Raw genomic sequence first — 14,849 nt, 5'->3', positions numbered from 1 at the left:
TATATAAAGATTTTATGAGGAGGAATTGGAAAAATGAGTATTAAACCTATTGGAGAAAGAGTTGTGGCAAAAGCTATAAAAGCTGAAGAAAAAACATCAGGTGGAATTATTTTGACAGCTTCTTCCACTAAAGTAAATCCAAATACAGTTGAAGTTGTGGCTGTTGGACTTGGAGAAAAAGTAGCGAAAGAGATTAAAGTTGGAGATAAAATAATCTATACTGGTTATGGTGCAACAAAAGTTCACGACGGTAACGAAGAATTTATGATAATTGATTTTGAAAATATTTTAGGAATTATAGACTAATTTGGGAGGCAAGAAAATGTCTAAAGTATTATTATTTGATGAAACAGCTAGAAAAAAATTAGAAAAAGGTGTTGATACATTAGCTAATGCAGTAAAAATTACATTAGGACCTAAAGGAAGAAATGTAATTCTTGATAGAGGATTTGGTTCTCCATTAATTACAAATGACGGAGTATCTATCGCAAGAGAGATAGAACTTGAAGATCCATTTGAAAATATGGGAGCAAAACTTATAAAAGAAGTGGCTACAAAAGCTAACGACGTTGCAGGAGATGGAACTACAACTGCTACAATTTTAGCTCAAGCTATTGTAAAAGAGGGACTAAAAATAGTAAGTTCTGGTGCAAATCCAATGTTTGTAAAAAAAGGTATAGAAAAAGCAGTTGATAAAGTTATAGAAAAATTAAAGGAAAAATCTAAAAAAGTTGAATCAAACTCAGAGATAGAACAAGTAGCTTCAATCTCTGCTGGTGATGGAGAAATCGGAAGACTTATAGCTGAGGCAATGTCAAAAGTAGGAGAAACAGGAGTTATAACTGTTGAGGAGGCTCGTTCTTTTGAAACTTCACTAGAAGTTGTAGAGGGAATGCAATTTGATAAAGGATATGTTTCTCCATATATGGCTGACCCTACAAGAATGGAAGCTGATATGGAAAATCCATTTATTCTGATAACAGATAAAAAAATTACAAATATTCAAGAACTTTTACCAATTCTTGAAAAAGTTGTAAAAACTTCAAAACCATTATTATTAATAGCTGATGATTTAGAAGGAGAAGCTCTAACAACTCTTGTTCTAAATTGTATCCGTGGAACATTAAATCTAGTTGCTGTAAAAGCTCCATCATTCGGAGATAGAAGAAAAGCAATATTAGAAGATATAGCAGTATTAACAGGTGCTACAGTAATTTCTGAAGATAGAGGAATGAAATTAGAAGAAGCAGATATGTCAGTTCTTGGTACTGCTAAGAGAGTAAAAGTAAGCAAAGATTCTACAACAATAGTTGATGGAGCAGGAGAAAAGGAAAATATCAAAGAAAGAGTTGCTCAAATCAAAGCTCAACTTGAAAATATAACTTCTGATTATGATAAAGAAAAAATGCAAGAAAGAATAGCAAAACTTTCTGGTGGAGTTGCGGTAATTAAAGTTGGTGCTGTAACAGAAACAGAGATGAAAGATAAAAAATTAAGAATAGAAGATGCTTTAAACGCAACTAGAGCAGCAGTTGAAGAAGGAATAGTTCCAGGTGGTGGAGTAGCTCTTGTAGAGATTGCAAAAGCTATAAAAGATTTTAAACTTGAAGGAGAAGAAGGAATGGGTGTAGAAATAGTTAAAAAAGCTCTTCTTGCTCCAATGAAACAAATCGCTACAAATGCTGGACTTGATGGTGGAGTTGTAGTAGAAAAAGTAAAAACTATGGAAGATGGATTTGGTCTTAATGCAGCCACTGAAGAATATGTTGATATGGTTTCAGCAGGAATTATCGACCCAACAAAAGTAACTAGATCAGCTGTACAAAATGCAGCTTCAATAGCAGCATTAATTCTTACAACAGAAGTATTGGTAGCAGATAAAAAAGAGGAAAAACCTAGTATGCCTGCACAAGGTATGCCAGAAATGATGTAAACTTTTAAATTTTAACTTTAGGGAAACAATAAATTTTAATATAAAAATAGCAAATATTAGGCAAATTTAAAAAACTTTCAAACTTTCAAAAAAAGAAAAAGCCATATAAATCAGTAAATAAAATTATTGATTATATGGCTTTTTTTGGGGTATTATTTATTTAAAAAATTTATAGCGGAATTTACCATTACACTAAGAGTGGTAGTAGTAATTTTTTCATCATTTATTTGAAAACATGAATTATGTGAAGGAGCGTAATTTCCTGAACCTACTATGAAGAAGCAACTTGGAACTTTTTGAGCAAAGAATCCAAAATCTTCAGCACCTAGCATTGGTTTAGTTCCTAAATTTATAAATTTGTCGATATTTTCATTAGGATAGATTGAAGAATAGTATTCTCTTGCAGAATTATTTACTAAATCAACCATCTCTGTATCATTGACAACTGATGGATATCCTTCTTTAAAAAGAAACTCTAAAGATCCACCCATAGATTCAGCAATAGATTTTGATATTTTTTCAATATTTTCTATTAAAGTTTGTCTAGCAGTTTTATCTAAGTTTCTCATCATTCCATTAATTTCTACATAGTCAGGAACTATATTAGGAGCACTTCCACCAGAAATTTTTCCTAAAGAGAAAGTACTTATTGCAAAAGGATCAATATTTCTAGTAAGAATTGATTGTAGAGCAACTATAATATGTCCAGCTATTAAAATTGCATCAACTCCATCTTGAGGTTTTGAAGTATGAGCTTTTTTTCCATGAATTTTTAAAGTAAATCCATCTGAGTAAGCAGATGAAGCGCCATATCCTAAAGATACAATTCCTTCAAGTTCTGGCATAACATGAAGAGCCATAGCAGCATCAACTTTAGGATTTTCTAAAACTCCTTCATTGACCATGCTTCTTCCTCCGCCACCATTTTCTTCAGCAGGTTGGAAGACAAATTTTACTGTACCAGAAAAATCATCTTTCATTTCATTTAAAATCATAGCCACACCAAGTAAATTTGCAGTATGGAAATCATGTCCACAAGCGTGCATTACACCGGGATTTTTTGAAATATAATCTACAGGAGCTTCTTCTTGTAAAGGAAGAGCATCCATATCAGCTCTAAGTAAAAGAGTTTTTCCTTCGCCTTTACCTTTTAATATAGCAATAATTCCTGTTTTTGCTATATTGTCTTTAACTTCTAAACCTAATGAAAGAAGTTCTTTTTTCACCAATTCAGAAGTTTTATATTCTTGAAATGATAATTCTGGATTAGCATGTATGGTTCTTCTAAGTTCTATAACTTTATTTTTGTATTTTTCAGATAAACTTTTAATTTTTTCTATATTCATAATTTCCTCCTAAGCCCAACCAATAGATACAGCAATTGAAAGAGAAGCTATAATTACTATAAGAAATGCAATATATAGTGGATAAATAAGTTTAAACCAATCTTTCAAAGATGCTTTTGCAACAGTAAGGCTACCTAATAACATAACATTTATTGGATTTAAAAGATTTGTATATCCATCTCCTAGTTGATAAGCAAGAACAGCGGTTTGTCTTGTAACATTAACAACATCTGCAAGAGGAGCCATTATCGGCATAACAACAACTGCTTGACCAGAACCAGATCCAATTCCAAGATTTATAATTGCATTTGCAATAAACATACCTATTGCAGCCATTTGTTCTCCAAGAGAAGCTAGAGGAATTGAAACATAATAAACAATAGTATCAAGAATACCAGAACCTTCTAATATAACAGTTATAGTTGTAGCAAATAGCATAAATAATATAGGATTTGCCATTCCTTGAGCACCTTTTATCATTGATTTACAAATTTCATCAACACTTTTTCTTGAAACTAAACCACAAAGGAAAGAAGTTGGCAACATAACAGAAGCTAGTTGACTTACTCCAAATTTCCAGTTTGCTGAACCATATGAGAATAAAACGAAAGCAGCAAAGAAAATAAATAAAACCAGTCCGTGAGTTACAGTAAATTTTTCATTAGATAAATCTTCTAACTCCCCAAAAGAATCTAAAGTTATTTTATCCATAACACTTTTACTTTTATCATGTCTTACTCTATAAGCGTAGAAGGTTAAGTAAAAAGCAGTTATTGAAAGTAAAATTAAAGTTAAAATTAAACGGAATTTAAAACCTGATAATGGTGGAATTCCAGATAATTCTTGAGCTAGTGCCGTAGTTATTGGAGAAATTGGTGAAGACATAAATCCAGTGTATGAACCTAAAAACATAAGTCCAACAGCAAATATATTATCAATATCAAGTCTTCTAGCAATAGTTATTCCAAGAGGAATAAAAGCTATTACAGTAGAGATCATAACAGAAGCTGTTCCTAAAAATCCAGTGAAAGCAAGTAATAAAGGAATTATAAAAACTGCTTTGTCTCCCATTTTTTTGGTTAAAGCATATATTCCCATATCCATAGCTTTTGTATCTTGCACAACACTTATAGTTCCTCCAACGATCATCATAGTTATGAAAAGTTTACCCATACTTCTATATGCTGTTATAGGAAGATCATTTAAAACTTTAAGAGGAGATAAAAATTCTTTATTAACATAATGGAAAGAATTTGGATCTATTATTTTTCCTATTCTATCATAAGCTCCAGATGGAATTATAAAAGATAAAAGATATACAATAGCTATAAGAATAAAAAGTAATATAAATGGATTGGAAGCTTTACTTATTTTTTTCTCGTTATTTTTTTTCATTATAAAATCACCTCTAAAATTTATTTTTATTTAATTGTGCTTATCTCTATTAATTTTTTGAATAGAGGTAGCATCTCGTCAGAATCAGTTAATAACATTTCTGGGTGCCATTGAACTCCCAAAATAAATTTTTTATTTTTTAGCTGAATAGATTCAACTATATCATCATTAGATGTAGCAATAATTTCTAAATCTTTTCCTAATTTTGCTACACTTTGATGGTGATAACTATTTACAAAAATTTCTTTACCAAAAATTTCAGATAAAATTGAATTTTCTTTTAAAGAAACTTTATGGCTAGCTTCATGTCTTTTGCTTTTTTGAACATGGTTAAAAGCAATGTAAGAAAGAGCATTTAAATCTTGAAATAAAGTTCCTCCTAAAGCCACATTTAAAATTTGATGTCCTCTACAAATTCCTAAAAGAGGTTTATTTTTTTCTACAATAAGTTTACAAAGAGCTAATTGATATTTATCTAATTCAGAATTAGTAGCTCCTAATTTAATATGAGGGTCTTCTCCATAGTAGATAGGATTGATGTCTACACCTCCAGAAAAAATAAATCCATCACATAAATCACATTGAGATTTGATATCTTCTTCATTTGTAATTGGTGGAAGCATTAGAGGTATTCCCCCAGCTTTTTCTACAGCTTTAACATAGTCATGATTAACATAAACTCTATCTAAGCCCGGCATCATTCCATTTTCCATTGTAAGAAAACTTGTAGATATTCCGATTATAGGTTTCATAAATGAATCGTTCTCCTTTCTTTAAAATATATTTGATATGATATATTCAAGCAATTATTGTGCCAAAGTAAATTAAAAGAATACCCCATAAAAAATTGAGGTTTCCCAAAAAATTAATTAAAAAAATAGGGTAAATTAAAAAAATACCCTATTTATATTAGATTTACCCTAAAAAAATTATACCTTTTTCAGTAATTTCAGTGCCTTTTCTTCCTTTAGTAATAATAATATATCCATTATTTTTTAAATTATTTAAAATAGTTCGTAAATTATTTTCCGAAATATATAGATTTTTTTCTTTTAAAACATTTAAGATTTTTGTTCTACTGGCTGTAGAGTTATTAGAATTAAAAACAGATATTTCTTCAAGAACTATTTTATTCCAATCAACTTCAATTTCTTTACTAATAGTAAAAATATTAGGTGGAAGAGATTTCATAAGTTTAAAATAATAAGAGCAATTTATTAGTTCTCTTATATTGCCAGGCCATTCATAAGAAACAAGAGATTTTTCTATATATGGATTTAAAAATTTTATATCTTTTTCTATAAAAGTTTTAAAAAGTAAAAGTATATCTTCTTTTCTTTCTCTTAAAGGTGGAAGATTTATAGGTAGAATATTTAGTCTATAATATAAATCTTGTCTAAATTTTCCATCTTTTATAAGCTGAGGAAGATTTCTATTTGTAGCAGCAATGATTCTAACATCTATATTAATAATATGATCACTACCTATTCTCATTATTTGGCGTTCTTGTAAAACTCTTAAAAGTCTACTTTGTAAAGAAAGAGACATATCTCCAATTTCATCTAAAAAAATAGTTCCATAATTTGCCTGCTCAAATAATCCAAGTTTGCCATTTTTATTCGCACCTGTAAAAGCTCCTTTTTCATATCCAAAAAGTTCACTTTCAAGTAAATTTTCAGGAAGGGCAGCACAGTTTATAGCAACAAAAGGATTATTTTTTCTTTTGGAAGAGTTATGAATGGCTTGAGCCATTATTTCTTTACCAGTTCCACTTTCTCCATAAATAATAGTAGTATAATCTGTAGTGGCCATTTTTTTAGCTATTGTTATTACGCTTTGCATTGCTTTAGATGAATGGATAATATCTGAAAAAGTATATTTAGCAAAAAATCCTTTTTTTACAAGTTTATTAGTTAACTCTTCATTTAAAGCTTTTATATTATTTATAGGATTAAAATTAAAAAAGTAAGCTCCTATTTCTCCGAAAAAATGAAGTTCACTTTTAGATACCATAAAAGATTCTTCATTTAAAATTAAAAGCTCTTGTTCAGATGTCATTTTAGAAAGTTTATTGAAGAGTTCATCTTCAAGATAGTTTTTTATATTTCCAGAAGAGTTTTCTCCTAAGTTAAAAAGTTCTTTTATTTGAAAGTTGCTGTGTATTATATTATAGTTATTATCTACAATCAATACTCCAGAATCAAATTTTTCTAAAGTAGTTTTTAAAATTTCATTTTTTAAAAAAGAATTTTTATATTGTTCTTTTAAACCAGCATTTATATCTAAAATAGTAGAGCTATATTTAATCAAATTTTGCGAGATACTTTTATCTTCTAACTTTAATACATTCATTATTTTCATCAAAGTATAAGTATCTAAACAACGTTGTCCAATATCTAAAATATTTTCGATATAACTTGGAACATGATTTTTTTCTCCTGGAGTAATTGCTATTTTTATTGAAGTATCTTGTACATCATTTTCATTGAAAGGGATTAATTGTAAATGATTTATTCCAAGTTGATAGATTGTTGAAAGAGTTTGAATACTTGTTTCATAACAATCATTTACAATAAGAACTTTTGTTCCACTAGGAATATTTAATATATCATAGGCTGATTTTTCGAGAATAGTTCTTTCAACGACAATTACATTATCAGTAGAATTAATATAATTTTTTATTTCTACTAATTTTTTTTCAAGCATAACTAGAATTACATCACCTATAATAGAATCTGAAGGAATTAGTTCATTTAAGTAGTAATTTTTTATGTTGACTTTATTTTCAAAAACTTTTGTTAAATCATTGGTTAAATTTTTTGATACCTGATTATTCTTTCGTGAATTAGTGACAATAGCTATTGTTTTAATATTAAACTCCTCCTTTTGAAAAAATATTAATACATAATTAATCATACCATAAATTACATAATTTTTGTGAGATTTTTTTTGTTATAGTCCAAATCGCAAAAAATAAAAAAAGATTAACTTCTCATTAGGTAGAGAAATTAATCTTAAGAAAATTAAATTTCATTTAAAATTTTATCAATCTTTTTAAAAAGATTAAATAAAGTTTTTTGTTTGTCTACTGGCAGTTTTTCAAGAGTTTCTTTTTTAGGAAGATGAGTTAAAAAATTATTAAAATCAAAATCCATTATCTCATTTTTTTCTTGAAAAGAGATACTATCAAGAGTCATATTATCCAATATATCTATTGACCTTTCTCTTTCGATAGTTCTTATGATAGATTGAGGATTTTCATTTTTACAGATGTCATTTATCTGTCTATAAGGAAGTTTTGCAACAACTTCTTTTGAAAAATCATCTTCACATAAAGTATAAAGTTTATAACGGTTTCTATGTCTTAGGGCAGTCATCTTATTAAATCCATTAAATTCAAGCCATTTTACATAGCAACCAGTATATCTATTACCAGCAAGTCTAAGCTCAACCTCTGAAAATATTTTACCAAGAGTAAGTGATGTACGAGCTTGAAGGTTTAAAACTTCCAAAGATTTCTCTTTTAAAAAACTATTTACTTCATCATCACCAGTTATTTGAAAAATCTCCTTATTGATATTTTTTATTAATAAAGATTTTTTTTCCTCTTGAGGTTTTTCAGATACTTTTTTTTGCTTTCTTGAGTTTAGTAGATCTTTTAATTTTTCATCAATTTTTTTCTCCATGCTACTCACCTAATTCTATCATAATATCAGCTAAAGTTTTTTTAGCATCATCTAAAAGTTTTGATTTTGTTTCCCATATAGTTTTTCCATTTCCTAAAAGATTTTCAACTTGAGAAAGTTCTCTTATTGGTTCAGGGAAAAGAATATCAGTATCTCTTAAAAGATTTTTAAGTTTTTCAAGATTTTCACTTTGAGTAACTGTACTTCTAAATTTATTAGGAACAACAGCAAGAATTTTTTCAATTCCAGCTTCTTCAATTACATTTGCTACTCCCTCAATAGTAGCTCTGTCGCAGAAAACAGGGATTATTATTTTATCAGAACATCTTACAAACTCAGAGTCAATTTTAAGTAAAGGCATACTATCTATTAAAATATAATCGTATTCCTCTCTCATTCTATCTAAAAATGGCTCTAATTTTTTTGAGAAAACTGATGAAAATTTACTATTTTCAAGAGGAATGAAGAAAAGATTTTCTCTAAGTTTGATAAGTTCTCCCTTTTTACCTCTTACCCAAACTTTCAAACCATTTTTAAAAGATGGCACTTCTCCATCTCTAAAAGTATAGTGAAGAATATTATTTTGAGAGTCAGAAGTAAGGATTAAAACTTTTTTACCAATTGAGGCAAGTCCAGCTCCAAGTTGAACTGTTAAGAAAGTTTTTCCAACTCCCCCTTTATTAACTTTTATAATTATAACTTTTCCTTTATTATCAATCATAATTTATCTCCTGTAAAAAATAATTTTGCCCATATATTGTAGCACAAATACTAAAAAAAGTTTATAGAAAAATTAGATTTAAAATTTTAAACTCAAGAAACCCTTTGGAATATAAAGAATTTTTTTGAATTATAAAACACTTTTATTTGTTCTGCTTTCTTAAATAATTTTATTTAGAGGAGATAAAAAATAAAAAAAATAAAAAATAACACTTGATTTAATTTGAGTTTCATACTATAATCTTAGCAGTATTAACCAAGGGACAAGAAAAAAGATTATAAATTTTAATATATATCATTAATAAAATATCTTAAAAAAATTTTGAGATATTTTAAAATAAATAAAAGGAGGATGTATTTAATATTTATTAAATTGTATTGTATGGATATGTTTAAGTTAAAAAATATTATCTTTTCTTAGGGGGCTTTTTAATAAAAGCTTGCCAGTAGTTAAGTCTTAGTTATAAAAAAATTACAACAGTTGGTAAAATTTTTATAAAATTTATTTATCCTGATTATGTGGGAAACTTAACTTTCTCTGTTTAGGCTGTAGTTAAATGAGTGTAGAGAGTTCAATAACTTAACGCCACGAGAACAAAAAACAGAGAACCTGAGAAAATTTATTTTGTACTCCGAGAAGTCTGCTGGGTAGCTTTTAGAGTAGCAGATAGTTTATCTTTACACTTTACAAAAAATCATTATCAAATGGAGAAAATAGATAAAATTATCTCTATCTTTTTTTGATATTGAAAAATTGAAAGGTTTTATATAAAAATCTGAAAAAATATTGAGTACAAAAGTATTATGAAAAAAAGTTTTATGGCGTTTTTTGTGTCACTGTTTTTATTTTTGTTTGTAGGTTGTGGTGGAGGAGAAGAAAAATCAGCTCCTAAAGAGGCAACTAAAAAAGTTGTAGTAAAAATTTCAGCAGACCCTGATTTTTTAGACCCACACAAATATGTAGCAGCAGCAACTGGAGAGATAACTTTTAATATCTTTGAAGGATTAGTTAAAATGGATTCTAAAGGAGAAATTAATCCAGCTTTAGCAGAAAGTTATAAAGTATCTGATGATTTTTTAACTTATACTTTCAAAATAAAAAAAGGAATCTTATTCCAAAATGGTGTAGAACTTACACCAGAATTAGTAAAAGCATCTTATGATAGATTTTTACTAACTGACTTCCCAACAAACCTTTCTACAACAGAGTTTAAAAAATTAATAAAATCTGTTGAAGTAAATGGAGATGAAGTTATATTTACTTTAAAACAAGTTACTGGAGAGGGAATTGCTGCATTCTTAGATGGTATAGTTTATGTTGATGGAGAAAAAATCTATGGAACAGGACCTTTCTATTTAGACGAATATGTTCCAGGTGAAAGAGTAACATTGAAAAAATTCGACAAATATTGGAATATAGCAAATACTGGAAATGTGGAAGAGGCAGAATTTAGAGTAATAAAAGATGACCAAAGTGGAATAATGTCTTTCCAAATGGGAGATGTAGATATTATTCATAGACTTGGAGCTGAATATGTTGGAATGATAGGAGATTCAGGAAAAATTCAAGAGGGAGAACAAAATATGGTTCAACTTCTAGCTCTAAATAATGATGTGGCTCCATTAAATGATTTAAGAGTAAGACAAGCTATCCACTATGCTATCAATAAAAATGAAATTATAGAGGGAGCATCTCTTGGTAGAGGAGCAGTTACTGGTGGAGCAGTAAGTCCATCTGTAAAATCTATTTATAACAGAGAAACAGAAGATTTATACCAAACTAACTTAGAAAAATCAAAAGAACTTTTAAAAGAAGCTGGGTATGAAAATGGATTAAAATTAGTTTTAAGAGCTCCAGCAAACTATAGAGTTCACGTTGATACAGCTCAAATAATCAAAGAACAACTTATAAAAGTTGGAATTGATGTAGAAATAGAAGAGATTGAATGGGGAACTTGGTTAAGTGATGTTTATAAAAATAGAAATTATCAAATGACAGTAATTGGATTTGAAGGAAAACCATCTCCATATGCTACTGTTGATAGATATAGAACTAAAGATCCAAGAAATATGTGTAATTTCTCAAATAAAGACTATGACAAAGTTTTATCACAAATTCCTGTTGAAATGGATAAAGAAAAACAAATTGCACTTTATAAAGAAGCTCAAAAAATATTAACAGAAAATGTAGGAGCAGTATTCTTACAAGCTCCAAGCTATATAGTAGCACTAAATAAAAAAATAGACGGATATCAAATATATCCTATCTATGTATTAGATTTAAGTTGTCTAGTAATAAAATAAAAAAAGGAGTTAAAAAGTGTTTTTAATAAAGAAAATTTTTACCTCAATAATAACACTTTTTCTAGTATCTATAATAAGTTTTACAGTATTAAATGTAATTCCGGGAGATCCTATTTTATCAAAATTAGGTGTAGATGCTACAAAAGAACAGGTAATAGCATTAAAAAAAGAATATGGACTTGATAAACCAAAACATATAGCATATATTGAGTGGACAAGAGATGCTCTTCGTGGAGATATGGGAGAATCAATAAAATATTCAACACCTGTAAATGATTTAATAGCAAAAAGAATGGGAGTAACTTTAAATCTTGCAGGAAAAGCGATGGTTATTACTATTTTGTTTGGATTTCCTTTGGGACTTTTATCAGCAATGAGAAATAAAAAAAGAGGAGACGGATTCCTATCAATATTTAATATGATAGGGATCTCTATCCCATCATTTTGGATAGGACTTCTTCTTTTGATGATATTTGGAATTTATTTGAAAGTTCCTATAAAAACTGTTACAAATATTTTACCAGCTGTGACACTTGCTGTATCACAAATTTCTATAACTTCAATTTATCTAAAAAATATAATTCTTGAGGAGCTTAACAAAGATTATGTAAAAGCTGCCATTGCAAGAGGAAGAGGGAAAAATGAAGTTATAATAACTGATGTGTTGAGAAATATTTTATTTCCAATGCTTACAATAGTCTCTGGACTTTTTGTAAAAATATTAGCTGGAAGTGTAATAGTGGAGAGTCTTTTTAATATTCCGGGACTTGGAAGTCTTATGGTTTTAGGAGTAGAGAATAGGGATTATCCAGTGGTTCAAGCTTTGGTACTTTATAGTGCTATTATAGTTATAGTTACAAATTTATTTACAGATTTACTTTATTCTTATGTAGACCCTAGAGTAAAAATTTCTTAGAGGTATAATTTATGAAAAAATTAGCAAAAATAGATAAAAAACTTTTATTCGGAATAAGTTTCTTTGGAGTTTTGGTGCTTGCCATTATTCTTACAAAGATATTTAGTCCCTACGGAGTAACTTCTATAGATGTAAATAATAAATTTGCTGAGCCAAGTTTTTCTCATCTTTTTGGGACGGATAAATTTGGTAGAGATATATTTACAAGAGTAATGGAGGGAGGACAAATCGCCCTTTTGGTAGGAATTTCTTCAATATGTATCGGACTTTCAGTGGGAAGTATCTTGGGAATGTATTCTGGTTACTCTGGTGGATATGTAGATGAAGTTATAATGAGAATTATAGATGCTTTTATGTCTTTTCCGGGAATCTTATTTGCTTTGATGATGATAACTGCTTTTGGATCAGGGACTTTTAATACAATCTTAGTAATTGGGATAATGAATATTCCTCACTTCACTCGTTTTGCAAGAGGGGAAACTTTGAAAGAAAAAGAAAAAAATTATACTCTTTCGGCAAAAACTAGAGGAGCATCAGATTGGTGGATATTATGTCACTATATTTTCCCAAATATAAGAGGAAAACTTATAGTTTCAACAGCTCTATCTCTTGGAGTATCAATTCTTACAGAAGCATCTTTAAGTTATCTAGGACTTGGTATTCAAGCTCCATATCCAAGTTGGGGTTCAATGCTTCGTGAAGCTCAAATATATTTTTTAACAGCTCCGTGGTATGCAATTTTTCCGGGACTTTTTATAACTCTTACTATATGTTCTATCAATTTGATAGGAGAATATGCTAGAGAAAAATATAATTCAAAAGGATAATATAAAAATGAAATTATTAGAAGTAAAAAACTTAAATATATCAGTTGATTATAAAGAACAACTTTTATCATTAGTTGAAAATCTAAATTTTTATGTAAAAGAGGGAGAGATATTTGGAATAGTTGGAGAATCTGGTTGTGGAAAAAGTATATCTTCAAAAAGTATAATAAGAATTTTGGAAGATAGATTTCACCCAACAGGTACAGTTTTATTTCAAGGAAAAAATCTTTTAGAACTTTCTGAAAAAGAAATGATGGGGATAAGAGGAAATAAAATTAGTCTTGTGTTTCAAGATGCTCTAAGTGCTTTAAATCCTCTTAAAAGAATAGGAAAACAAGTAGAGGAGATTTTAAAAATCCATAAAAAGTCTATGTCAGCTGATGAAAGAAAATCAAAAGTTATAGAGATTTTAACAGAGTGTGATATTTATAATCCAGAAGAAGCTTATAATAAATTTCCTCATGAACTTTCAGGAGGGCAAAGACAAAGAGTTATGATAGCTATGGCTGTTATATGTGAGCCATCTCTTATAATTTGTGATGAATCTACAACAGCTCTAGATCTTAGAACTCAACTTAGAGTTATAAAACTTTTGAAAAAATTAAATAAAGATAAAAAAATGGCGATAATTTTTGTTTCTCATGATATAGCTTTAATAGAATCTATCTGTGACAGAGTTATGGTTATGTATGGTGGAAGAAGTGTGGAAATATTAGAGGGAAGTTTAAAAAATGCAAAGCACCCTTATACAAGAGCTTTATATAGTATGCTTTTTAGTATGGAGGATAAAAATAGAATGCTTCCATATGTTCCCGGTACTGTAATATCTCCACTTGTGAGAAAAAGAGAAAAATGTTATTTCGGTGACAGATGTAAATATTATAATAATTGTCGTGAAAATGATTTGGTGGAAATATCAGAAAATCATTTTGTAGCTTGTGAAAAGGTGATAAAAGATGTTGCTAGAGATAAAAAATCTTAATAAATATTATGGAGAAAAACATATTTTAAAAAATATATCTTTTTCCATTGAAGAGGGAGAAGTTTACGGATTGGTTGGAGAATCTGGTTGTGGAAAATCTACAACAGCAAGAGTTTTAACTGGTCTTACACCAGCTCAAAGTGGAGAGATAATATTTCAAGGGGAAAAATTAAATTGTAAAAAAATCAGTGGTTTTAGAGATATACAAATGGTGTTTCAAGACCCAAATTCATCACTAAATCCTATGAAAAATATTCGTTGGATATTAGAAGAACCTTTTAAAATAAATAAAATGAAAGATAAAAAAAATATGGAATATCAAATTAAAGAGATGCTTGAAATGGCTAATCTTAGTGAGGATATATTATCAAAATATCCTTATGAACTAAGTGGAGGACAAAAACAAAGAATTGCTATTATATTAGCACTTCTTTCTGACCCAAAACTTTTAATAGCCGATGAGGCAGTTTCGTCTTTGGATTTGTCTGGTCAAGCAAGTATTCTTAATTTTTTTAAAAAACTTCAAACAGAACTTAAGGTTTCTTATCTTTTTATATCTCATGATTTGAGAGTTGTTTATCATATGTGTGATAGAATAGGAATAATGAGAAATGGTGAGATTGTAGAAGAGGGAACTCCAGAAGAAATTTATAAAAATCCAAAACATGATTATACAAAAGCACTTTTAAGAGCATTGCCAGGCTCTTATGAGTTTGAAAAAGAGTTAGAAAATATATAAA

The 14,849-nt window shown here is 28.7% G+C and carries 13 protein-coding genes; 7 read left to right on the top strand and 6 right to left on the bottom strand.

The genetic code is table 11. The annotated features are described in order from the left end of the window. The first annotated feature begins 33 nt into the window (after positions 1-33). Positions 34-306: a co-chaperone GroES gene (locus tag I6E15_RS05105; RefSeq protein WP_235245929.1), complete on the top strand. Its 273-nt coding sequence runs from the start codon at positions 34-36 to the stop codon at positions 304-306. A gap of 16 nt (positions 307-322) precedes the next feature. Continuing rightward, positions 323-1,933 (top strand): chaperonin GroEL, encoded by a 1,611-nt coding sequence (groL, locus tag I6E15_RS05100; protein ID WP_235245926.1) that lies wholly within the window; start codon positions 323-325, stop codon positions 1,931-1,933. 152 nt (positions 1,934-2,085) lie between these two features. On the opposite strand, the gene I6E15_RS05095 is transcribed toward groL, so the two are convergent. The 6 genes from I6E15_RS05095 to I6E15_RS05070 form a co-directional block, all read right to left on the bottom strand. Continuing rightward, a complete protein-coding gene (locus tag I6E15_RS05095) occupies positions 2,086-3,279 on the bottom strand; it encodes a M20 metallopeptidase family protein (protein WP_235245919.1) in 1,194 nt (397 codons plus the stop codon). Between the two features lie 9 nt (positions 3,280-3,288). Next, complete coding sequence (locus tag I6E15_RS05090) at positions 3,289-4,674, bottom strand: YfcC family protein (RefSeq protein ID WP_235245910.1); 1,386 nt, start codon at positions 4,672-4,674, stop codon at positions 3,289-3,291. Between the two features lie 26 nt (positions 4,675-4,700). Continuing rightward, positions 4,701-5,426 carry a gamma-glutamyl-gamma-aminobutyrate hydrolase family protein gene (locus I6E15_RS05085; RefSeq protein ID WP_235245902.1) on the bottom strand — a complete coding sequence of 242 codons (726 nt, stop codon included), beginning with the start codon at positions 5,424-5,426 and terminating at the stop codon, positions 4,701-4,703. A gap of 163 nt (positions 5,427-5,589) precedes the next feature. Next, entirely contained in the window at positions 5,590-7,380 is a 1,791-nt protein-coding gene (locus tag I6E15_RS05080; protein WP_235245891.1) for a sigma-54 interaction domain-containing protein, read from the bottom strand. 317 nt (positions 7,381-7,697) lie between these two features. Further along, entirely contained in the window at positions 7,698-8,360 is a 663-nt protein-coding gene (locus I6E15_RS05075; RefSeq protein ID WP_235245878.1) for a hypothetical protein, read from the bottom strand. A 1-nt stretch (position 8,361) separates the two neighbouring features. Continuing rightward, positions 8,362-9,081, bottom strand: coding sequence for a ParA family protein (locus I6E15_RS05070; RefSeq protein ID WP_235245876.1), 720 nt, complete (start codon positions 9,079-9,081; stop codon positions 8,362-8,364). A gap of 803 nt (positions 9,082-9,884) precedes the next feature. Between I6E15_RS05070 and I6E15_RS05065 the strand changes: the two genes are divergently transcribed. Genes I6E15_RS05065 through I6E15_RS05045 form a run of 5 tightly spaced genes read left to right on the top strand, consistent with a single transcriptional unit; the run spans position 9,885 to position 14,848 of the window. After that, positions 9,885-11,384 (top strand): ABC transporter substrate-binding protein, encoded by a 1,500-nt coding sequence (locus I6E15_RS05065; protein ID WP_235245868.1) that lies wholly within the window; start codon positions 9,885-9,887, stop codon positions 11,382-11,384. Between the two features lie 16 nt (positions 11,385-11,400). After that, a complete protein-coding gene (locus I6E15_RS05060) occupies positions 11,401-12,300 on the top strand; it encodes an ABC transporter permease (protein WP_235245854.1) in 900 nt (299 codons plus the stop codon). Between the two features lie 11 nt (positions 12,301-12,311). Further along, positions 12,312-13,127 (top strand): ABC transporter permease, encoded by an 816-nt coding sequence (locus I6E15_RS05055; protein WP_235245845.1) that lies wholly within the window; start codon positions 12,312-12,314, stop codon positions 13,125-13,127. Next, a complete protein-coding gene (locus tag I6E15_RS05050) occupies positions 13,096-14,109 on the top strand; it encodes an ABC transporter ATP-binding protein (protein ID WP_177160899.1) in 1,014 nt (337 codons plus the stop codon). The genes I6E15_RS05055 and I6E15_RS05050 overlap by 32 nt, the downstream gene beginning before the upstream one ends. Then, positions 14,084-14,848, top strand: coding sequence for an ABC transporter ATP-binding protein (locus I6E15_RS05045; RefSeq protein ID WP_177160900.1), 765 nt, complete (start codon positions 14,084-14,086; stop codon positions 14,846-14,848). The genes I6E15_RS05050 and I6E15_RS05045 overlap by 26 nt, the downstream gene beginning before the upstream one ends. The last annotated feature ends 1 nt before the right edge of the window (position 14,849 follow it).

This window comes from Fusobacterium perfoetens (assembly GCF_021531475.1).
Lineage (GTDB): Bacteria > Fusobacteriota > Fusobacteriia > Fusobacteriales > Fusobacteriaceae > Fusobacterium_B.
Note: the sequence above shows the minus strand (reverse complement) of the source record. Positions and strands in the feature narration are given on the sequence as shown.

Bases quoted from the DNA above. Each gene is read 5' to 3' on its own strand.
- I6E15_RS05085 (WP_235245902.1), bottom strand. From the start codon at position 5,426: ATGAAACCTATAATCGGAATATCTACAAGTTTTCTTACAATGGAAAAT.
- I6E15_RS05055 (WP_235245845.1), top strand. From the start codon at position 12,312: ATGAAAAAATTAGCAAAAATAGATAAAAAACTTTTATTCGGAATAAGT.
- I6E15_RS05045 (WP_177160900.1), top strand. From the start codon at position 14,084: ATGTTGCTAGAGATAAAAAATCTTAATAAATATTATGGAGAAAAACAT.
- I6E15_RS05090 (WP_235245910.1), bottom strand. From the start codon at position 4,674: ATGAAAAAAAATAACGAGAAAAAAATAAGTAAAGCTTCCAATCCATTT.
- I6E15_RS05075 (WP_235245878.1), bottom strand. From the start codon at position 8,360: ATGGAGAAAAAAATTGATGAAAAATTAAAAGATCTACTAAACTCAAGA.
- I6E15_RS05070 (WP_235245876.1), bottom strand. From the start codon at position 9,081: ATGATTGATAATAAAGGAAAAGTTATAATTATAAAAGTTAATAAAGGG.
- I6E15_RS05065 (WP_235245868.1), top strand. From the start codon at position 9,885: ATGAAAAAAAGTTTTATGGCGTTTTTTGTGTCACTGTTTTTATTTTTG.
- groL (WP_235245926.1), top strand. From the start codon at position 323: ATGTCTAAAGTATTATTATTTGATGAAACAGCTAGAAAAAAATTAGAA.
- I6E15_RS05080 (WP_235245891.1), bottom strand. From the start codon at position 7,380: ATGCTTGAAAAAAAATTAGTAGAAATAAAAAATTATATTAATTCTACT.
- I6E15_RS05050 (WP_177160899.1), top strand. From the start codon at position 13,096: ATGCTAGAGAAAAATATAATTCAAAAGGATAATATAAAAATGAAATTA.
- I6E15_RS05095 (WP_235245919.1), bottom strand. From the start codon at position 3,279: ATGAATATAGAAAAAATTAAAAGTTTATCTGAAAAATACAAAAATAAA.
- I6E15_RS05105 (WP_235245929.1), top strand. From the start codon at position 34: ATGAGTATTAAACCTATTGGAGAAAGAGTTGTGGCAAAAGCTATAAAA.